The organism is Lactobacillus sp. ESL0259, assembly GCF_003693045.1.
GTDB lineage: Bacteria > Bacillota > Bacilli > Lactobacillales > Lactobacillaceae > Lactobacillus > Lactobacillus melliventris.
This window is the reverse complement of sequence record NZ_REHP01000005.1, coordinates 225,444-245,768: the sequence shown is the minus strand read 5'-3', so window position 1 is coordinate 245,768 and position 20,325 is coordinate 225,444. Positions and strand designations below refer to the sequence as shown.

Here is a 20,325-nt window from a genome sequence, read left to right as displayed (position 1 = left end):
GGAGGCAGATCAATGTTAAAAATTAAAGATATTTTAGTCAATCATTATGCTGAGCCTCTTGGTTATGATTTAGACAACCATTTGAGAATTGAATTCAGCGCTGAAGCGAGTCAGATTTCAAGCAATATTCAAAAAAGAATAACAATTGATGCAAATGAACCAATTTTTGACAGTCAGTGGCAACAATATGATAACAATTACTTTGACTTTAAATTGGAGCTTAAACCGCGCACGAGATATGACGTTACTGTTTGGTTAAAAAGCGCTGATACCCAGACAAGTGCAAAAAGCTTCTTTGAAACTGGTAAGATGAATGAGCCTTTCACTGCCGAATGGATCGGTAATCAAGATAAAAACATTCAAAATACTCTTTTAAAGAAAGAATTTGCTGTACCTAAGGAAGTTGTTAATGCACGTCTTTATATTAGCGGTTTAGGGGTTTACGAAGCTTATTTGAACAAGCAAAAAATTGGTGATGAGTTTCTTACCCCCGGCGTCACTGCATATGACAAGCTAGTACAAATTCAAACTTATGATGTTACCGCAATGCTGGCGGAAAAATCGCAGCAAGAACTTTTGCTTTCACTTGGTGATGGTTGGTACAAAGGCAACTTTGGTTTTGATGGTGGTAAAGATTGCATTTATGGCGACCGGCAAATGGCTATTGCTGAATTGCATATCGCATATGATGATGGCAGCAGTCAAGTGATAAACACAGACACTTCTTGGAAAACTACTGCTGGAAAAATTACCAAATCAGCCATTTATTATGGTGAAGACTTTGACGCTACCAAGAAAATAACTAATTGGCAACCGGCAATCGTATTACACCATTCTAAGGAAACATTGCACGACCGTTTAAGCCTACCATTAAAAATAAAAGAATATTTGCCTGTTAAAGAAATTATTCATACTCCTAAAGGTGAAACAGTTCTTGATTTTGGGCAAAATCAGGCTGGTTGGCCAGAATTCAAAAATCAAGAACCTTCAGGCAGCGAAATTGATTTACAAGTGGGGGAAATTCTGCAAGATGGTAATTTTTACCGGGATAATCTTCGAGAAGCTCGTGCTGCCTTTCATTATATTTCGAATGGTGAAAAAGAATGGATTAGACCACACTTCACCTACTACGGTTACCGCTATGTTAAAGTTTCTGGCAATTCACAACCCTTAAGAAAGGATGATTTTAGGGCAGCGGTAATTTATTCCGATCTTGAAATTACTGGTGGTATAGAAACTACTAATGCCAAAGTTAATCGCCTGATCCAGAATGTTTTGTGGAGTCAAAAAAGCAACTTCTTTGATGTTCCAACAGACTGTCCGCAACGAGACGAGCGTTTAGGCTGGTCCGGTGATGCCGACATCTTTGCCAGCACTGCCATTTTAAACATGAATGCTTACGCTTTTTTCAAAAAATATGCTAAAGATATGAAAATTGAACAGGCTGCACACAATGGAATGCTAACAATGTATGCTCCTGCAATGGGCAATAATAGTGGTGGTGCAGCAATTTGGGGAGATGCCGCAACCGTTATTCCCTGGACAGCATACCAAGCAACAGCTGATCCGGCTATTTTAAGACAAAATTACTCCAGTATGAAGTCCTGGGTAGATTGGATTGGTCAAGCAACCACTACCAAGAATCTTTGGACTGGTTGCTTTCAATTCGGTGATTGGCTGTCTTTAGATGGTGAAAACCCAGCGATGCCTAGTGGAAAGACTGACGAAGATTATATTGCTTCAATTTATTACGCCTATTCCAGTTGGATTGTTGCTCAAACAGCTAAAATTTTAGGTAATACCACTGATGCTAAGAAATATGAACAACAAGCTCAAGCTATTAAAATAGCCATCAAAGACGAATTTATTACTAAAAATGGCCGGCTGGCAATTGACACCCAAACTGCATACGCCCTAGCCCTTCATTTCGATTTAGTACCAGAAAAACAGAAAAAACGTGTAGTTAAAGATTTAGTTCAAAGGTTAAATAAGGATCACAACCATTTGCAAACTGGCTTTATTGGAACGCCTTTTATTTGTCAGGTTTTATCTGAAAATGGCGAACATAAGTTAGCGACACAAATTTTTCTAAATGAAGATTTTCCAAGCTGGCTTTATGAAGTAAATTTAGGAGCTACTACTATTTGGGAACGTTGGAACTCCGTGCTGCCTGATGGCTCAATGAATCCTGAAGGAATGAATTCTCTTAACCACTATTCAATCGGAGCAATCATGCAATGGGTTTATCAACAAGTTTTGGGATTAAGAAAGCAAACCAAGGGCTACCAAAATGTGCTCTTTGCGCCTCAATTTGATTATCGGTTTAAAAAGATTTCCGGTCACTACCACAGTTCATACGGTGACCTAAAAATGGCATACCAACTTGAAACTGATGCTCGGCACACTATTAAAGTCACGCTCAATATTCCGTTTGGTCAAAAAGTAACCGTAAAACTACCTAGAGTGAAAAATAAAGTAGATCTTAATGGTCAACCAGCATCTTTGCCATTGGAATTAACTAATGGTGACTTTACAATTTCCTATGTGCCTGAAAGAAATTATATTGAGTACTATAATATCAACATGCCTGCTAAACAACTAATGGATGATTCAGAACTTGTTAAACAGTTAAGGCCAATTAATCCAGTCTTTGATTTTTTGCAAGATTCAGATAACATCGAAAAATTTGGCGAAAATTCCCTGGTAAAGTTAAACGGTTTGTTGCCTTTTATTGATATCGCAGACGAAGATTTTACCCAAATTAATAAAATACTTGACACAACACCTGTAGCAAGTGAAAGGAAGTTTTTAAATGAAAGGCGTTCTCTTTGATTTAGATGGAGTCATCGCAGATACATCTGTCTATCATTTCCAGGCATGGCGCAAATTAATTAAAAATCATTTCAATCTCGAGTTGCCGGATGAACTGGAAAAGCAAACTAAAGGTGTTAATCGCAGCGATTCTTTAAAAGCAATTTTAAACTTTTTAGATATCTCCGTTTCAAAAGAACAGTTTAATGAAATGACTAATGAGAAGAATAATATTTTTCGCAATTTGCTGGCCAATTTAACACCTGCAAATATCTTGCCCGGAATTAATGAATTGATTTCTGCCTTTAAGAAAAATAATGTTAGACTTTGCTTGGCTTCAGCGAGTCTGAATGGCCCCTTTATTTTAGAAAAATTACAATTAACAGATGCATTCGATGCTATTGCCGATCCTAGTAAAGTAGCTGCTGGTAAACCTGCTCCAGATATCTTTATTGCTGCAGCCGCAGCCATAAGTCTCAAGCCACAAGACTGCGTTGGTATTGAAGACTCAATTGCTGGCATCACTGCTATTAATAAGTCAGGGGCATTATCCATTGGTGTTGGCTCTAAGAAAGACCTCAAAGATGCTAAAGTCCTTTTCCCTAAAACAGCAGCTTTAAACTATAAGCAAATCGAAACTGCCTGGAAAAAATTTAGCTTAGAAAAATAATTAGAAAATAAAAGCTCGTGAATAAAATAATATTTTTTCACGAGTTTTTTGATGTTTAAAATAAATTGATGTAAGTAAGGATTGGGGGGGGTTAATGACAGAAATAATTATTCGCCTAAATAGGCAAAGGCAACTTTTTCATCATAAAGATGAAATACTTTTTCAAAAAGGAAGCGACAAATCATTGCTACTACAACCGGAAATACTATCCAGACAATTAGCGCCATTACAATATTAATGCTTGCTTTACCAGCGTCTAATGAGGCAAGAGGTCCAACTAAACCGACGAGGCCAAAGCCAGCAGAAGCTGGTGTGCCACTAACATGGAATAAGGCTACTGGAATAGCGGAAAGAGCTGCAGTAATTAAGGTTGGCAAAACGATAATTGGATATCTAAAAAGATTAGGCATCATCATTTTCATAGCTCCTAGTGCTATGGCGATGGTAACTCCTGATTTATTAGTGCGCCAGGAATGAACTACTAATACCAAAGTGGTTGCGGCCACCCCCATCGCGGCTGCTCCTGCGGAGATACCATTTAACTGAATTGCCATACCAATAGCAACAGTTGATATTGGCGAAATGATTAAGACTGCAAACATACAGGAAATTAAAATACACATTAATATTGGTTGTAGGTTAGTAAAGGAGTTAGTTACAGTGCCCAGCCAAGTGGTAATTTTACTGACATAAGGCAAAATCAACATGCCAATTAGGCCTGTTCCACCACCCACAAAAATCGGTGCGGCAACAATTTTGACAGAGCCAAAATGTTGTCCAACTAATAGCAAAAGTCCCACAGCCAGACCAGCGGTAATCATCGTATTAATCAGATCGCCTGTTCCTGCAGATACAAAAACTCCCTGAGCTTTAGTAGCTGGGTTAACAATCTGTGGGACAAACTTGGTTACCCCAGAACCAACATATGCGGCAGCTCCTACAATAGCAACATCGAGTGGCTCCATTTTAAATTGAATCGCAATTAACGCTCCAATCAATAGTGGCGTAGCACATTGAAAGATCAAAAGCGCTTGATTAATAGTTGCAGTCACCGGATTTTGTCCAAATAACTTTAAAATTGCGCTGACAACTGCATTGGGAATCAGCCCCACAATAATTCCAGTTGCGGTTCCGGCTAAAATCTTATTAAGAAAAGTTTTTACTGTTAGTTTATTGGTGTTGGTTGTATCAGCCATATTTATACTCCTTTAATTAAATAGTTCTTAAGTATGCTTTGTCAGCAAAATAATTTGTGACAAAATCGAAATATGCTGATTGCTAATTCGTCTCATTGCTTTTTCCTCCCTTAAAATTAATTATTAAGTATTTTATCATTTTATTTAAAAATGTACACTAAAATGTTAATTTATTTTAATGTTAATTATCTGGCAAAAAAATAACTTCATTTATTGCAAATGAAGTTACAGCAATTAACGAAACTATTTAATTATTTATCTCATTTTTTGCTCAAGTCTAAACAAGTTTAAATAACTTAGTAAAATTATGACACTGACAAACGTCAAAAATAGAAAGGCTTCTTGACTTCCTTGAGCAGTGAGTGCAGCATAATTGCCCGGTCTTTTTTGCCAAGAAGAAATAATGGCAGCCATTACGGTAGTCCCCATTGAGCCAGCATATTGCTGGCCAGTTTGAAAGACTGCAGTAGCATCAGTATGCAATTCTTCTGGTTGCAGTTTTGAGGCCTCTGCCATTGTGTTGTTAAACGCCATTTGGCGACCAATAATCATAATTCCGTAAAAGACTCCGACCATCACTGTACTAATTTTTAAGCTAAAAATCGCAAAAAGCAGACATGCTGTTAAACAAAATACTGTTCCAGTCAACAAAGGTAACGGTGCACCCTTTTTATCATAAATACGTCCAAACCACGGATTTAAGATACCACTAATAATACATCCCGGAAGTAAAACTAAACCACCAACAAGAGAACTAGCGTGATTAACAATCTGCACGTAGTTAGGAACGGCAAAACTGGTGCCAATATTAATAAACTGAAGTAACAGATAGGAAATCATGGCAAAAATAAAGGGCTTATTTTTGAAAATACTCAAGTTTATTAATTTCTTCTTACTTGAGCGTGAAAGTTTAATAAATACATATACTAAAATCGCCACTACTACCATGCTGAGCCAAAAGCCGACATCTGTTAAACCATTACTAATGCGATTAAAGCCTAAGTTAAAAATAATCATTGCACTGGCAATAACGATATAGCTTAACCAGTCAAAGCTGGGATGCTTTTTTTCATGGTATTGCTCTACCACAAATAGACCCAAGATCATGATGATTATTGCAATTATAGCTACAATTTCAAAAATTAGTGGCCAGCCAAAATAGTAAACCACAGTGCCACCAAAGGTTGGCCCCAAAGATGGTGCAAGTATAATAACTAAGCCTGTTAGTCCCATGTAAAAGCCCCATTTTTCTTGCGGCATCAGTTCAACAACCATGTTGAACATTAATGGAATTGAAAGACCGGCACCGATTGACGAAATTAAGCGACCTGCCAGTAAGACCCCAAAATTAGTCGCAAAGCCCGCTACAACCGATCCGGCAATAAAAGCAATTGCAGCAGTTAAAAATAATTGTCTCGCGGAAAAACGATCATTCAAATATGAACTGGCAACCATAATTACAGAAATTGTCAGTAAGTACCCAGTTGTAGTCCACTGAACTAATCCCAAACCGATATGAAATTGTTTCATTAAAGTGGGAAAAGTAACATTTAAGCTAGTTTCAGTTAGTATTGAAACAAAAGCCATTAAAGCACAACTGATAATCGCCAAAACCCGTTTTGGTGTCTCTCTTTTTTCTTCCATATATTTCTCCTTAATAAAAAAGGGTTAAAAGTCATAAACTTTTACCCTTTCCATTATGATTACATATCACTATATATGATGTACAGGTTAATCTCTATATATTTATGTTAGTCTTATTTAAAAGAAGTTGCAATAAATAAAAATTAGTTTTCCTGTTTAAATCTATTAGCTAGGTCATCGTGTAATTCTTCATAACCTGGTTTGTTAAGCAAACCAAACATATTACGCTTATATTCTTCAACGCCTGGCTGGTTGAATGGATTAATGCCATTGACATAACCAGAAACAGCAATAGCCAACTCAAAGAAGTAAATTAAGTAGCCTAAAGTATGTTCAGTTTGATCTGGAATGTTAACTGTCATTACCGGTACTCCACCATCTGTGTGAGCCAGAACAACACCCTCATAAGCACGTTCATTAACAAAATTTAAACTCTTACCGGATAAGAAATTCAGCTGGTCTAAATTGCGATCATCAGAAGGAATTTCGACATCATTTGTGGGGTTTTCAACTCTAATAACAGTTTCAAAGAGGTTTCTTCTGCCTTCTTGAATATATTGTCCTAATGAATGAAGGTCGGTAGTGAAATTGGCGCTTGCTGGCCAAATACCTTTATTATCCTTACCTTCAGATTCACCCATTAATTGTTTGCACCATTCACTAAACATTCTTAAAGTTGGTTCGTAATTTTCAACTATTTCAGTAGTGTAACCCTTGCGATACAAAATATTACGCAATGCAGCATATTGATAAGGGGTTGCTTTACTCAAGTCTGTATCGGTGTAATCGGCTCTGGCATCAGCAGCACCTTTCATCAACTGATCAATATCAGCTCCAGAAACAGCTATTGGTAAAAGACCCACAGCCGACAAAACGCTGTAACGACCACCAATATCGTCCGGCACAACAAATTCTTCGTAGCCTTCAGCGTCTGCCTCAGTCTTCAATGCTCCCTTAGCCTTATCGGTGGTAGCAAAAATTCTGGTCTTAGCCTCTTCTTCACCATACTTTTTAATTAATTTATCTTTAAAAATGCGGAAAGCAACAGCTGGTTCAGTAGTTGTACCAGATTTAGAAATAATATTTACGCTAAAGTCCTTATCGCCAACCCACTCGATTAAGTCATGTAAGTATGAGCCGGACAATGAATTGCCGCAAAAAACAATAGTAGGATATTTTTCTTTACCCTTACCGTAAAACGCACCATTCAAAAATTCAACGGCAGCTTGAGCACCTAAGTAAGAACCACCTATTCCGATACATACCAATACTTCAGAATCACTTTGAATCTTTTTAGCGGCTTTTTTAATTCTGGCAAACTCATCTTGGTCATAATTAACTGGCAGATCAATCCAGCCTAGAAAATCATTACCTGCACCTGTGCCATCTTTAAGCTCTTTAGCAGAAGCATCAACAATAGCCTGCATTTCACTTAGTTCATTTTCATGAACAAATGGGGTTAATTTGGTGCTATCAAATTTAATTAAACTCATATTTACGCTCTCCTTACTGAATTAAATACTTCTTTCACAAGAACATTTTAGCAATCTTATTTTATAAATGCCAGACCTTTTAGTTAGTTTTACGAGACTTTCTCCTGATTAACATAACCAATAAGTAACCAAAATAGCCAGCCGCCGTGCCGCAACTATTAAAGAACACATCATCAATATCGGTCACTCCAGTTTCAAGCAAAAATTGCATCCCTTCAATGAAAACCGAAAAAATAATTCCGGCTAATAAAACCCGCCAGAACGTTTGCTTTTTGGGAAAAACAAATGGTGACAAAAAACCAAAAGGTACAAAACAAAGAATGTTACCCAAAGAATTATAAAAAAAATCAAGCCTACTTTGAGCGTGATACATTTTCCACGTTTCCCTGAGAAAGACAAAATTAATTTCATTAAGAGGCCTGTGAAGGTTTAAGGTTAGATTCCAAGGAAAATACGTATTGCGAAAAGTCGTCAACATTAAAACTAATATCAAATAAAAAGCAAATAGCCATACTGCTGCTTCTGACTTTACTGTACGTCTGCTTCTAATAGTCATCAGCCAAATTAAACGCATTACCATAAAAAATAAAAAGTAAAAAAGAGTTTTATCAAGTGCCAACATGATTAGCTTAATCAAAGCAAAATGATTTATTTTGGTCGCATAAAGTTGTGAAAGCTGGTTATATATTGGTCCTAAAAATATCATACTGGTTCAGTTCCTAAAATAGAGTTCATTTAAATTATACTCAAATTTCCTGTTTAATTATTAAAAAAGGTCTAACTATTTGGAAAAGATTGTCTAAAAGTCCAGAAACTTTTAAAATAGTCTGATAAGGGAGAGTTCATTTTGAATAAAAAAAATCTGACCAATTTCATTCAGACTCGTATAGGCTTTTTTTGCCTTCTAGTTGTTTTATATACACTGAAATACATTTTTGCTGCCTATCATGATTTCAACTTGGGTATTTCCGACCCCTATCAACATTTTATAATGTGGCTGAGTCCGGTTGGCAGTGCTATTTTACTTATTAGCATTGGACTTTATTTTTCTAAGCCGCTTGTTTCTTATTGTGCCATGCTGCTGCTTGATTTTGCAAATTCAGGATTGTTATTTGCAAATATTCTTTATTACCGTCAATTCTCTGATTTTATCACAGTCAAGACCATAACTAATGCTGGAAAAGTCGCTCCTGGTTTAGGAAAAAGCGCTGTCGCACTACTTCAGCCTTCCGATCTATTATTGTGGCTTGATCTTATCGTTGTAGTTACACTATTAATCACTCACAAAATAAAAATTGATCAAAAATCTTTTGGCCTTCTTACCCCTTTTGCTGTTACTTCTGTCGGTAGTTTGGTTTTGGTTCTAAATATTTTTCTGGCCGAATCATCCAGACCAAGGTTATTAGGGACAACTTTTGATCGTTCATACATTGTCAAGTACCTCGGTATTAATACTTATACTGTCTATGATGGTATTAAGAATGAACAAACGGAACAGGTAAATAGAAATGCCAATACTGCCGATTTAAACAAAATTTTGACTTATAACCAAAGAAATAAATTGCCCGCAAATCCTGAGTATTTCGGTAAAGAAAAGGGCAATAATGTTATTATTATTCATCTTGAGAGCTTTCAACAATTTTTGATTGATCTGAAAATTAACGGAAAAGAGGTCACACCTTACCTCAATTCAATTTATCACGACAAACACACTTTGAGTTTTGCCAATTTTTACCATCAAGTCGGTATTGGTCGTACCAGTGATGCGGAGAACATGCTGGAAACTGGCACATACGGTATTTCTGATGGCTCTTTATTTACAGCGATGGGCAGTTCAAACACCTTTCAGGCTGCACCACAGATTTTACGTCAACACGGCAACTATACGTCAGCGGTATTTCATGGTAATGTAGGTACTTTTTGGAATCGCGATGATGTTTATAAAAATCTTGGTTATAATTATTTCTTTGACCAAAATTACTTTAGCCATGATAAAAACGACCACATTGGCTACGGTATTAAAGACAAAATATTGTTTGCTGAAAGTATTAAATATTTAGAAAGAATGCAGCAACCTTTTTATACTAAATTCATCACCGTAACTAATCACACGCCATTTGATATGGATGAAGAAGATCTGGATCCAACGTTTAAAACCAGTGATACTTCGGACAAGTCAATTAACAACTACTTTGAAACAGCCCATTATCTGGATCAATCTATTCGCGAATTTTTCGATTACTTAAAGAAATCCGGTTTAATCAAAAACACTATGGTAGTGATCTACGGTGATCATTACGGCTTAACTAATTCGGAGAATGAAACTTTAGCACCGATTGTTGGTGAGAGCTCTGATACCTGGAATGCTTTCAATAACGTACAAATGCAACGCGTGCCTTTTATGATCCACGCACCCAATCTCAAAGGAAGAATTAAACACGAAGTCGCTGGTGAAATTGATGTTTTGCCAACAATACTCCATCTCTTAGGCATTTCCAACCGTAATTATATTCAATTTGGTCATGATCTGTTAGCTCCTAAATATCGCCCGTGGGTTGTTTTTAGAAACGGCACTATTGTCAGTCAAAAGTACGTCATTATCGGTGGTAAGGGCCTTAAGGGAGTTGTCTATGACCGTAAAAGCGGCAAGCAAATTATCAATTTTACTGAACAAGAAAAATATGAAATAAACAAGTTATCAAAAGAAGGTAAAAAATCATTAAAATATTCAGATTTATTAAATAATCATAATTTATTGCGGTTTTACACTCCCAGCGGTTTTAAACCAGTTGACCCAAATGAGTTTGACTACTTAACTAATTTTAAACAAATGGAAGATATTAGACAGCAGTTAAAAAATAAATCAACCGCGCTGATAAGTAAACACCGCAAATCTACTACCGGTTTGTATAAGACAGATGCCATCGAATTAAAGGGACGTGAAGAAGAAATTACTGCCATTCCAGAATCTGTTTCTGGTAATCACTTAACTGAAAAGCAGACCAAGCATAGAAAAAAATCGAAAAAAGTCATATAATTAAGAATAATCATAATTTTTTAATTTTGGAGGTTAAAATGAGATTTTTAATAATTGTTGTGCTGATTTTGTTTTTATTACTCTCTATGTGTCGTGTCGTCCCCCAAAACAATGAAGGTTTAATAGAAACATTAGGAAAATATTCCAGAACGGTAAAAGCTGGTTTAGTGCTAATCATCCCCGTAATACAGAGGTTGCGCAAAGTTTCCTTGGCAATGTTTCCGGCAGAAATTTCGAAATATTCGATTATTACCAAAGACAATGCAGAAATTACTACTAGCTTAACTTTAAATTACCTAGTAACTGATTCCTATAAATATTTTTACAATAATACTGATTCGGTCAAATCAATGGTTGAACTAATCCGAGGACACTTGCGTGACATCATCGGAAGAATGGACTTAAACGACGCCTTAGGCTCAACTAGCAGCATTAACACTCAACTTTCAGAAGCTATTGGCGATTTAACAGACATTTATGGCATTCGAGTAGTTCGGGTCAATATTGATGAACTTTTGCCTAGTACTGAAATTCAAAAAGCTATGGACAAACAGCTAACTGCCGACCGTGAAAAAATAGCTGCTATTGAAAAGGCTGAAGGTGAAGCTAAAAATATTGAATTAACCACTAAAGCTAAAAATGATGCTTTAATTGCTACTGCTAAGGCTAAAGCAGAAGCTGTTAAAACAGAAGCAGACGCAGAAGCGTATCGCATTAACCAGTTACAATTGACCTTAGCAAAAGCCAGTGATGGCTATTTTAAGAATCAAAGCTTAGACAGTTTCAATAATTTAGCTAAAGGTCCCAATAATCTAATTGTGGTAGGAAAAGATGAAATGACTAATCTTGATTCAATTCCTGTAACTGCAAAAGTTTGGCACGAAACAACTAAAAATAACAAATAAGTCATACAATAAAAAATCATTTCCTTTTGTGGAAATGATTTTTTTAATCTTCAAGATATTGTTCATAACCCTGGTCAAAAAGTATGATTGTAAATTCCGCTCCTTGATTGATTGCAGATTGGACACTAATTTTGCCGCCATGCTGTTTGATCAAAGAGGAAACAATAGATAATCCTAAACCATATTCTCCTTTACCAGAGCGGCTGCGTGAAGGATCAGCCTTAAAGTATCTTTCAAAAGCGTATTTAATTTGTTGCTGATTCATTCCGATACCATTATCTTTAATCATAATTACCGTGGCGTGTGCAATTCTATAACCGCTAATTTCAATTTTACCGTTAGCAGTAAACTGAATTGCATTCTGTACCAAATTAACCATTATTTGGGTAAAACGATCTTTATCTGCACAAACAGGTAGATTTTTTGGGGCAGTGATAAAGATTGTATCATCAGCTTTAGCAGCATTTTGCTTAAGTTGCATTGTTACATCATCAAATGTCTTTCTGGCATTAAAGCGCGTTTTAACTAAATTTATTTGGTTATTGCGAATTTTTTCATAATCCAAATTTTCATTAACTAAACGAATTAACCGCTTAGTTTCTCTACTCATCAAGGCAATAGACTTGGGCTTAGCTTTATCAGGAATTGCATCATATTGTAAGCCTTCTAAAATACCATTTATCGTAGTCAAAGGTGTGCGCATTTCATGAGCAGCATCAGCCATAAACTGGTCTCGCCTTTTTTCTTGTTCCTTCACTTCTTGATTTGATTTTTTTAAAGTCCGAACCATCTGGTTGAAGTTATCTGTCAGCTGAGATATTTCATCATGACCACAGTAATGTGTCTGCACATCAAAGTCACCTGCTGTAACTTTTTTGGTAGCGATAGATAACTTTTTAATTCTATTGGTTGCATAAAAAGAAAGGACCAAGCTGAGTACTAAACCTACAATAATGGCAGAAACTAATGCGTTGAAGAGATTTTGCTTGGCAATTCTTACCGGCCGCTCTACTTGGGCAATTCTGACTCCTAACCACATTGCTCCAATAAATTTTCCTTTATCCTTCCATGGTATAAGTACACCAGTACAAGCATCTTTTTTATAGCCTAAGCTGGAGAGAGCTTCGTTATTATTTTTGATACGTAGCTTCTTACCACTTTTCAATTGCCTTAGACGGTGAGAAGTAAGTTTAATTTTGTCATTTCTTTGAGGATAAACTTGTGAACCATGTGCATCAAAAACGCTAAGATACACCCTATCGCTATGAAGGACAAATTCCAGCTTTTTTAAAAATTTAGGATTCAGCATTGCTGCTCCGTCCTTTTTATCATTTGTAGCCAAAGTCCCTAATGCTGCGGCAAAATCTTCCATTCGCCGATAATTATATTCGTACGATTGTTGAGTAGTATTATTAATTTCAGAAAAACCGATTATTGATACCGTAGTAAGAATGATTAGTAAAAAACTAAGCATATGCTGATAAATCAACTTCATAATAAAGCCTACGAATCATCAAATTTATAGCCAACACCCCAAACGGTTTGGATGACATTTGCACCTACTTTTTCCAATTTTTGGCGTAGCTTTTTAATATGTGCATCCACGGTGCGATCTTCACCATAATAATTATAACCCCAAACAGATTCTAATAATTGTTCACGAGAAAAGACCTGCTTTGGCTTCTGGGCCATGGTATATAACAAATCAAATTCTTTGGGGGTAATATTTTGAACATGCTTATTATCATATAATACTTCACGTCTACTTGTGGAAATTTTTATATGATTAGTAACCACATCAAATTTTTCTCCGGATTCTGCTGTTTTGGTTTGTTCCTGCTTATCATCAATTCTGATTCTGCGTTGCAAAGCTTTAATACGTGCTATTAGCGCCAAAGGACTAAATGGCTTAGATACATAATCGTCGGCACCAGCATTAAATCCTTGAATTTGTTCTTCTTCACTGCTGCGCGCAGTAAGCATGATGATTGGAATTGATGGTGAGATTGCACAAACTTCTTTAGCAACTTCTATGCCATCTTTTTTAGGTAAATTAAGGTCTAGAGTGATCAAATCATATTGATCAGGATTCTCAGCAAACATTTTAACGGCTTGTTCCCCATCAGTGGCAACATCCATGGACCATCCTTCTTTTTCGAAAAACATCCCCATCATTTCTGCAACCGACTGATCATCCTCGACCATTAAAATTTTCAGTTTCATTTTCTGTCCCTAAATCCTTTTGTTCTCTCCTTTTTTACTTTGTCAGGGTCTATATAATCTGCTGGCAGTTCATGACGATTTATCAAAAATTTTTTTAGACTTTTTTCAGTAGCCATGATTGGAAAGATAATGAAAAGATAAAATGTCAGCAGCCAAAGTAAAAAGTAACGATCCCATTTAAGTAAATGGATACCAACTCCTAATAATAATTGAATTAAACCAAATATAATAAAATAACCTCCTGCTTTATGCTGAGCAAATTTAAAACTTGCTTTATTCACTGTGGCCAAGTACGAATAATATCCGTAAAACGGCCAAGGTCTTTTCGAAGGTGAAATGAGCCATAATAGCCCAACTACTACCATAATTGAGCCACAAGCTATATAGATCATATTTTATTATTCCCCTTAATTGTTCGGCGCAGAAATAACCAATTTCATATTACCTGCGAATGTAAATTTTTTAATATTATTAGGAATTATCAGATTTGTTCCAATTGATAGGTCATATGATTTATTTTCAATTTGAAGTGTACCTGTCCCCTTTATGATTGTTACTAATAAGTAGGGGTGACTATTTAAGCCGGTGTGCCATTTCCCAGCTAAATCGATTTGCCACAAATAAAAATGAGGTGAAACGGGTGGTGCAACCAAAGTTTTAATAGTAGCATCCTGCACGTGATCTATTGTAATATCCAGTTTAGGATCAACATGTGGGACTTGAGTAACAGCGATTGATTTTTGGGTATGCAGTTCGCGTTTCTTACCAGTTTTTTGGTCAACACGATCATAGTCATACAACCTGTATGTTACATCACTAGATTGTTGGGTTTCAATAACCAATATTCCCTTAGTAAGGGCGTGGATTGTTCCTGAAGGGACATAAAAGAAATCACCAGTTTTTACTGGTACTTTGCGTAAAAGTTTATCCCATTCTCCCTTTTCTATCATTTCAGCCAGTTCCGCGCGAGTTTTGGCAGTATGCCCGTAAATTAGATATGATCCAGGATCAGCCTGCAAAACATACCAGCTTTCAGTTTTGCCACTATCGTTTTCTACTTTGCGAGCATATTCATCATTGGGATGAACCTGAACAGACAAATTATCATTTGCATCCAGGAACTTTACCAGCAGCGGAAATTCTTTACTTTCAGGGTTGCCAAATAGCGTCGGGTTTTCTTGATAAACCTGACGCAGACTTTGCCCTTTAAATTGACCATTGATTACTGTAGAAGCATCCTCTTTATAGCCGGAGATTACCCAAGCTTCTCCAACCTTGCCATCCGGAATATTATAATTAAAGATTGTTTTCAATTTGCGTCCACCCCAAATTTTGGGTCTAAAATAAGGAGTAAGAAAAATTGGCTCCATTTTAATCACCTCTCTAATAGTTTAATCTTTTAAGATGTAAATTTAAAACTATTTTTTCAAATATGACAACATTTATTATTGTTATAATAATACTTTTTGCTAGCCCCTGCTCACATAAAATAATTTAATTGTAATAGTGTGCTTAAAAAAGGGCAAGAAAAAACCCGCCAGTTTATCTTGACGGGCTTTTTAGGGGAATAATTTACTACTTTCTTTTTGCTAATCTATCATTTTTTATTCTTTAGTTTATCTAGTCGTGATTGTGCTATTTCCTGCTCTAAATCATGTACATATTGAGTCTTTTGCTCTTTATCCCAGCCATAGTAATCAGACATATGGTTAACGACACCTTCTTTAACCTGGTTTAAAGTATCACTCTTGAATAAGATGTGATAAGTACGCCTTAAGAGATAGTCAACAGGTGTCAATGTCATTTCTTCAGCTAGTGAATAATCAAGGGCAGCTGTTTCGCCAAGACTTAATCCTGCAGCGGGCTTAATGGTTTTTGCATAGTCATAGATTTGCTCTGCTTGTGAACCAAACAAGTTGGCAATTTCCTTGGCATCATCAGCAGTAATTCCGGCTGCTACGCCATCTTTAGCAATTCGAGCAAGTTCTTCTTCTGCATGGTCTGAATCAAAGTCACCACCTGCAACTTTAATTTCAGCAGAATTTTGTAAAGTAAAGTTCTTAGAAAACTTGTCATGAAGCTTTTGCTGTATTTTCTTCATGGCACCATTAGCCATAATACGATAATCTGTTAATTTACCACCAGCTAGAGTAATTAAGCCATCCTCAGCTTCAGTTAATGAACTACCGCGAGATACAGCGGACGGCGCTGAAGTACTGTCAGAGACACTGGCACCAGTTGCTGCATCTGCTGCTTCATTGCCTTCAACTTCGACTTCAATTAGAGGACGAACTCCAGCCCAGCTGGCTTCAATATCGTTAATAGTTAAATGAGCGGAAGGATACTTCTTATTAATAATATTTAACAAATAATCGACATCACTTTGTTCAACAGTAGGATGAGCATAATCACCGGTAAAGTCGGTATCGGTAGTGCCAAAATAGGTTTTACCTTCTCTAGGAATAGTAAAAATCATACGACCGTCTGCTGTACCTGAACCAAAGTAAGTTGGTTGCGGCACAGTCAAGCGCGATTGGTCAACTACTAAGTGAACACCCTTTGTAGGACGCAGACGCGGCTTTTTATAAACAGCTTTATCTTCCTGTCTTACTAAATCGGACCAAGGCCCAGAGGTGTTAATAACTACATCCGCATGAATTTCAAATTCTTCACCGGTCAAGTTATCATGGACACGTACGCCGTTAACCTGCTTTTGCTCGTTATGTAAAATCGCAATGCATTTCAGCCGACTAACAGCCAAACATCCTAATTCATGTGCCTTTTTGACATTTTCTACTACTAAACGTGAATCATTGTTTTGGTAGTCTAGGTAAACGCCTGCGCCTTGTAGATTTTCGCTGTTTAATTGTGGCTCCCGTTTTAAAGTTTCTGCTTTATCCATTGTATAGTTGGCATACTTAATTAAAGGAGAGTCACCCTCGATTCCAGCTAAATGATCATATAGATCCATTGCTACTTTGACGGAAAACATGGTAAAGGTTGTTCCCGGCTCATCATAAATTGGTAAAATCATAGGATCAGGCCGAGTCATATGAGGAGCAATATGCTGAACTATTGCACGTTCCTTGACTGTATCAGAAACTACTTGGACATCAAAAGTCTTAAGATAGCGAATACCACCATGAACTAACCTGGTTGAACGTGATGAAGTTCCGCCACCAAAGTCCTGCATATCGATTAAACCGGTTTTCATCTTAGCTGCACTAGCTTGCAATGCAACGCCAGCTCCAGTAATACCGCCACCGATAACCAATAAATCTAATTTTTCATTTTTTAAACGTTCAATTTCTTCCTGTCTGGTTTTAATTGAAAACGCCATGGTATAACCTCTTTCTTTTAGTAAAACTGTTAACTAATTCTTTTGGTAAGGTTTGTATGAAAAACTTTGAGCAGCCTTAACAGCTGACTTCCACCCTTCATAAAGATGGTCTCTTTCAGCGCCACTCATTTGTGGTTTAAATATCTTGCCGACTTTTTGGATTTTCTTTATATCCTCGAAATCTTTCCAATAGCCAATAGCTAAACCAGCAAGAAAAGCAGCACCTAAAGCGGTTGTTTCAAGATTAGCCGCACGCTCTATTTCAATTCCTAAAATGTCTGCCTGGAATTGCATTAGATAGTCGTTATTGGCAGCACCGCCATCGACTTTTAATTTAGGAATTTTAATTTTGGTATCTTCATGCATAGTATCAATAACATCGCGACTTTCATAAGCCAAAGATTGTAGAGTTGCTTTTGTAAAATCATCCCTTGTCGTACCTCTAGTTAAGCCAAAGACTGAACCACGGACATTTGAGTCCCAGTAAGGAGCACCTAGACCGGTAAATGCTGGGACGACAAAAACTTCATTGTTATCCTTGGAACGTTTTGCGGCTTCTTCTGATTGAGGAGCGTCATCAATAATGCCCAATTGATCACGCAACCACTGAATAGCAGAACCGGCAACGTAAATACTACCTTCTAAAGCATAATTTACTTTGCCATTAATGCCATATGCCACAGTCGTTAACAAGTTATTGGCCGAGAATTTTGGCTTTTCCCCTGTATTCATAACAGTGAACGCACCGGTACCATAAGTGTTTTTAACCATTCCTGGTTCAAAAGCTAATTGACCAAACAGAGCTGATTGCTGGTCACCAGCCATTCCGGCTATGGGAACTTGACTGCCATAGAAGTGATATTCCGCAGTAGTGCCATAAATTTCAGAATTAGAACGAATTTCCGGTAAAATTTTTCTAGGAATATTTAATAATTTTAGTATCTCATCATCCCAATCAAGTTTGGTAATGTTAAAAAGCATTGTCCGGCTGGCATTAGTGTAATCAGTAACATGAACTTTGCCGCCAGTCAGTTTCCAGACGAGCCATGAATCGATGGTGCCAAATAATAATTCACCATTTTCAGCACGCTCCTGAGCGCTAGGAACATGGTCAAGTATCCAGCGAATTTTAGTTGCAGAGAAATATGCATCAGGGATTAAACCGGTTTTTTCATGGATCATATCGGAATACCCGTCAGCAATGATTTTATCGGCAATATCTGAAGTTTGCCGAGATTGCCAGACAATTGCGTGGTAGATTGGCAAGCCAGTTTTCTTATCCCAAATTACAGTAGTTTCCCGTTGGTTAGTGATACCAATAGCGGCAATCTGGTTAGGCTTAATTCCTGAATTAATAAACGAATTGGCAATAGTCGATAAAACTGAATTCCAAATTTCGTTAGCATCATGTTCTACCCAGCCAGGTTTAGGAAAATATTGATTAAACTCTTTCCGTGAATCAATTACTTTTTTACCAGAATGGTCTAAAATAATTGCACGTGTACTTGTAGTACCTTCATCAATCGCTAAAATATATTTTTCAGCCATTATACTTCTCCTTTTTAGTTACAAAACTAATTTAGTAAAGGTAACTGTCGTTACAATTCAATTTTACCCTCGCTTTTTAGTAAGCGCTAACATATAATGATGATAACTTATTAGATAAAGTTATAAGTAAAAGGACAAAATGTGATGAAATATAGCCTATTAGCATATAAATATTTTATAGATGTTGTAGAAACTCAAGGATTTACTCCGGCCGCTAAGAGAAATTTTGTTTCTCAAACAGCCATTAGTAACGCAATAAAAAATTTAGAGGAAGATTTAGGCGTGCAACTGATTGATCGTTCAACTTCCCATTTTAAAGTTACTTTAGCGGGTATTAATCTGTATCACTGTGCAGTACCGATACTTAAGAAATATTATGAATTTAATGAAAAAATTAGTCAGTTAAATGATTCATTTCAAACGTTGAGAATACATTATTTACATGGTTTTGATTATTGGGCCGTTAGCTTAGCGCGATTACTTACAAAAAACAATTCAGGCTTACAATTACAATTAGATACCGAAAATTTTGCTACTAGTATACCGAAACTTGATGCAGAGGATTACGATGTGCTGATTGGTTTCTCAACAGCGGTAAGTAAAATTAAGAATATTCATGTTAAGAAAATCGGAACTGCCAATTTTGGGATTTTACTGAGCAAAAAAGCTGTTAATCAAGATGGTAGGCTAAAAAGGAATGTTATAAAAAAGCAGCCCCTTTTCTTGCAAAAATGGACTGCTACAGATAAGAATGATGTACAAACAAAAATTAAAAATATTTTAGCAAAAAAGAATATTCACTATGACCAAATTATTTATTTAGACAGTTTCGACGCTGCATTATCGAATGTTGTTTTAGATTATGGTATAGCTATCTATCCAGATGAACTGCCATTACCAACAATTTATGCTAAATATGTTACTTTCTTACCAAACTTACCTAAATTAAAATATGATGTTGTAGCAATTTATAAGAATCCAGCTATTTATAATATATTAGACCATTGCTTGTCTAAAAAATAAGTTTTACGTTGTTTTTTATTAGTGTAACTTTTCCAGCCTACCCAATTTACTCAAACCAGTAGCTAGGGAAATGAACACAGAAAGAAACATGCAGACGGAAGCCACAACAAAATTAGAATGAACTTCTGCTTTAATTAAGAAGCCACTAACTAATAACATATTCAGGTTAGTGATGTCGAAATTGATGTTGTTGTTTCCTTAAATTGAGGCGGAGTTTCTGCGTGAAAAATGGTAAAAAGTTTGCCTGTGACCAGACGCTACTAACCAAAACCAATGCGTAACCAAAAGTGACCCAAACAAATGACTGGACATCAAGCATAATTAGGAAGCCCCCATTATTAATAGAGCAATCATAATCATTTGTGTACCAAGTTTCATATTCTTATTAGTACGCAAGTAAATAAAATTGCCAATAATAATGGCAACCGCAGCTAC

At 36.4% G+C, this 20,325-nt stretch carries 15 protein-coding genes; 5 read left to right on the top strand and 10 right to left on the bottom strand.

Annotated features, from left to right (window positions below; genetic code table 11):
- Positions 1-12: 12 nt before the first annotated feature.
- Positions 13-2,832, top strand: a complete 2,820-nt coding sequence (locus F5ESL0259_RS03430) for an alpha-L-rhamnosidase (protein WP_122037481.1) — start codon at positions 13-15, stop codon at positions 2,830-2,832.
- Positions 2,813-3,481, top strand: coding sequence for a beta-phosphoglucomutase (gene pgmB / locus F5ESL0259_RS03425; RefSeq protein WP_122037480.1), 669 nt, complete (start codon positions 2,813-2,815; stop codon positions 3,479-3,481). The genes F5ESL0259_RS03430 and pgmB overlap by 20 nt, the downstream gene beginning before the upstream one ends.
- 107 nt (positions 3,482-3,588) lie before the next feature.
- On the opposite strand, the gene F5ESL0259_RS03420 is transcribed toward pgmB, so the two are convergent.
- The 4 genes from F5ESL0259_RS03420 to F5ESL0259_RS03405 all read right to left on the bottom strand — a co-directional run bounded on the left by F5ESL0259_RS03420 (position 3,589) and on the right by F5ESL0259_RS03405 (position 8,520).
- On the bottom strand, positions 3,589-4,677 hold the full coding sequence (locus F5ESL0259_RS03420) for a PTS sugar transporter subunit IIC (RefSeq protein WP_122037479.1): 1,089 nt from the start codon (positions 4,675-4,677) through the stop codon (positions 3,589-3,591).
- Positions 4,678-4,932: 255 nt separating this feature from the next.
- Positions 4,933-6,321 (bottom strand): MFS transporter, encoded by a 1,389-nt coding sequence (locus tag F5ESL0259_RS03415; protein ID WP_122037478.1) that lies wholly within the window; start codon positions 6,319-6,321, stop codon positions 4,933-4,935.
- Positions 6,322-6,464: 143 nt separating this feature from the next.
- Positions 6,465-7,814, bottom strand: a complete 1,350-nt coding sequence (locus tag F5ESL0259_RS03410) for a glucose-6-phosphate isomerase (RefSeq protein WP_122037477.1) — start codon at positions 7,812-7,814, stop codon at positions 6,465-6,467.
- Between the two features lie 79 nt (positions 7,815-7,893).
- Entirely contained in the window at positions 7,894-8,520 is a 627-nt protein-coding gene (locus tag F5ESL0259_RS03405; RefSeq protein ID WP_122037476.1) for a VanZ family protein, read from the bottom strand.
- A gap of 138 nt (positions 8,521-8,658) precedes the next feature.
- On the opposite strand from F5ESL0259_RS03405, the gene F5ESL0259_RS03400 reads away from it, so the two are divergent.
- Together F5ESL0259_RS03400 and F5ESL0259_RS03395 are read left to right on the top strand one after the other, a co-directional pair.
- Positions 8,659-10,851 carry an LTA synthase family protein gene (locus tag F5ESL0259_RS03400; RefSeq protein ID WP_370448798.1) on the top strand — a complete coding sequence of 731 codons (2,193 nt, stop codon included), beginning with the start codon at positions 8,659-8,661 and terminating at the stop codon, positions 10,849-10,851.
- A 38-nt stretch (positions 10,852-10,889) separates the two neighbouring features.
- A complete protein-coding gene (locus tag F5ESL0259_RS03395; RefSeq protein ID WP_122037474.1) occupies positions 10,890-11,756 on the top strand; it encodes an SPFH domain-containing protein in 867 nt (288 codons plus the stop codon).
- A gap of 43 nt (positions 11,757-11,799) precedes the next feature.
- Here the strand turns inward: F5ESL0259_RS03395 and F5ESL0259_RS03390 are convergent, their stop codons facing one another.
- From F5ESL0259_RS03390 to glpK, 6 genes are all read right to left on the bottom strand, one after another.
- Positions 11,800-13,251, bottom strand: a complete 1,452-nt coding sequence (locus tag F5ESL0259_RS03390) for a cell wall metabolism sensor histidine kinase WalK (protein WP_122037473.1) — start codon at positions 13,249-13,251, stop codon at positions 11,800-11,802.
- An 8-nt stretch (positions 13,252-13,259) separates the two neighbouring features.
- Positions 13,260-13,979: a response regulator transcription factor gene (locus F5ESL0259_RS03385; RefSeq protein WP_046324679.1), complete on the bottom strand. Its 720-nt coding sequence runs from the start codon at positions 13,977-13,979 to the stop codon at positions 13,260-13,262.
- Positions 13,976-14,371 carry an SdpI family protein gene (locus F5ESL0259_RS03380; protein ID WP_046324678.1) on the bottom strand — a complete coding sequence of 132 codons (396 nt, stop codon included), beginning with the start codon at positions 14,369-14,371 and terminating at the stop codon, positions 13,976-13,978. The genes F5ESL0259_RS03385 and F5ESL0259_RS03380 overlap by 4 nt, the downstream gene beginning before the upstream one ends.
- Positions 14,372-14,386: 15 nt before the next feature.
- Positions 14,387-15,349, bottom strand: coding sequence for a mannose-6-phosphate isomerase, class I (gene manA / locus F5ESL0259_RS03375; protein ID WP_046324677.1), 963 nt, complete (start codon positions 15,347-15,349; stop codon positions 14,387-14,389).
- 227 nt (positions 15,350-15,576) lie between these two features.
- On the bottom strand, positions 15,577-17,319 hold the full coding sequence (locus F5ESL0259_RS03370) for an FAD-dependent oxidoreductase (protein ID WP_122037472.1): 1,743 nt from the start codon (positions 17,317-17,319) through the stop codon (positions 15,577-15,579).
- 33 nt (positions 17,320-17,352) lie between these two features.
- Positions 17,353-18,867, bottom strand: a complete 1,515-nt coding sequence (gene glpK, locus F5ESL0259_RS03365; RefSeq protein ID WP_122037471.1) for a glycerol kinase GlpK — start codon at positions 18,865-18,867, stop codon at positions 17,353-17,355.
- A 144-nt stretch (positions 18,868-19,011) separates the two neighbouring features.
- On the opposite strand from glpK, the gene F5ESL0259_RS03360 reads away from it, so the two are divergent.
- Positions 19,012-19,890 carry a LysR family transcriptional regulator gene (locus F5ESL0259_RS03360; protein ID WP_122037470.1) on the top strand — a complete coding sequence of 293 codons (879 nt, stop codon included), beginning with the start codon at positions 19,012-19,014 and terminating at the stop codon, positions 19,888-19,890.
- Positions 19,891-20,325 lie beyond the last annotated feature (435 nt).

What these genes read in the sequence shown, in the direction of transcription:
- F5ESL0259_RS03430 (WP_122037481.1), top strand. Translation starts at nt 13, where the DNA reads ATGTTAAAAATTAAAGATATTTTAGTCAATCATTATGCTGAGCCTCTT.
- pgmB (WP_122037480.1), top strand. Translation starts at nt 2,813, where the DNA reads ATGAAAGGCGTTCTCTTTGATTTAGATGGAGTCATCGCAGATACATCT.
- F5ESL0259_RS03420 (WP_122037479.1), bottom strand. Translation starts at nt 4,677, where the DNA reads ATGGCTGATACAACCAACACCAATAAACTAACAGTAAAAACTTTTCTT.
- F5ESL0259_RS03415 (WP_122037478.1), bottom strand. Translation starts at nt 6,321, where the DNA reads ATGGAAGAAAAAAGAGAGACACCAAAACGGGTTTTGGCGATTATCAGT.
- F5ESL0259_RS03410 (WP_122037477.1), bottom strand. Translation starts at nt 7,814, where the DNA reads ATGAGTTTAATTAAATTTGATAGCACCAAATTAACCCCATTTGTTCAT.
- F5ESL0259_RS03405 (WP_122037476.1), bottom strand. Translation starts at nt 8,520, where the DNA reads ATGATATTTTTAGGACCAATATATAACCAGCTTTCACAACTTTATGCG.
- F5ESL0259_RS03395 (WP_122037474.1), top strand. Translation starts at nt 10,890, where the DNA reads ATGAGATTTTTAATAATTGTTGTGCTGATTTTGTTTTTATTACTCTCT.
- F5ESL0259_RS03390 (WP_122037473.1), bottom strand. Translation starts at nt 13,251, where the DNA reads ATGAAGTTGATTTATCAGCATATGCTTAGTTTTTTACTAATCATTCTT.
- F5ESL0259_RS03385 (WP_046324679.1), bottom strand. Translation starts at nt 13,979, where the DNA reads ATGAAACTGAAAATTTTAATGGTCGAGGATGATCAGTCGGTTGCAGAA.
- F5ESL0259_RS03380 (WP_046324678.1), bottom strand. Translation starts at nt 14,371, where the DNA reads ATGATCTATATAGCTTGTGGCTCAATTATGGTAGTAGTTGGGCTATTA.
- manA (WP_046324677.1), bottom strand. Translation starts at nt 15,349, where the DNA reads ATGGAGCCAATTTTTCTTACTCCTTATTTTAGACCCAAAATTTGGGGT.
- F5ESL0259_RS03370 (WP_122037472.1), bottom strand. Translation starts at nt 17,319, where the DNA reads ATGGCGTTTTCAATTAAAACCAGACAGGAAGAAATTGAACGTTTAAAA.
- glpK (WP_122037471.1), bottom strand. Translation starts at nt 18,867, where the DNA reads ATGGCTGAAAAATATATTTTAGCGATTGATGAAGGTACTACAAGTACA.
- F5ESL0259_RS03360 (WP_122037470.1), top strand. Translation starts at nt 19,012, where the DNA reads ATGAAATATAGCCTATTAGCATATAAATATTTTATAGATGTTGTAGAA.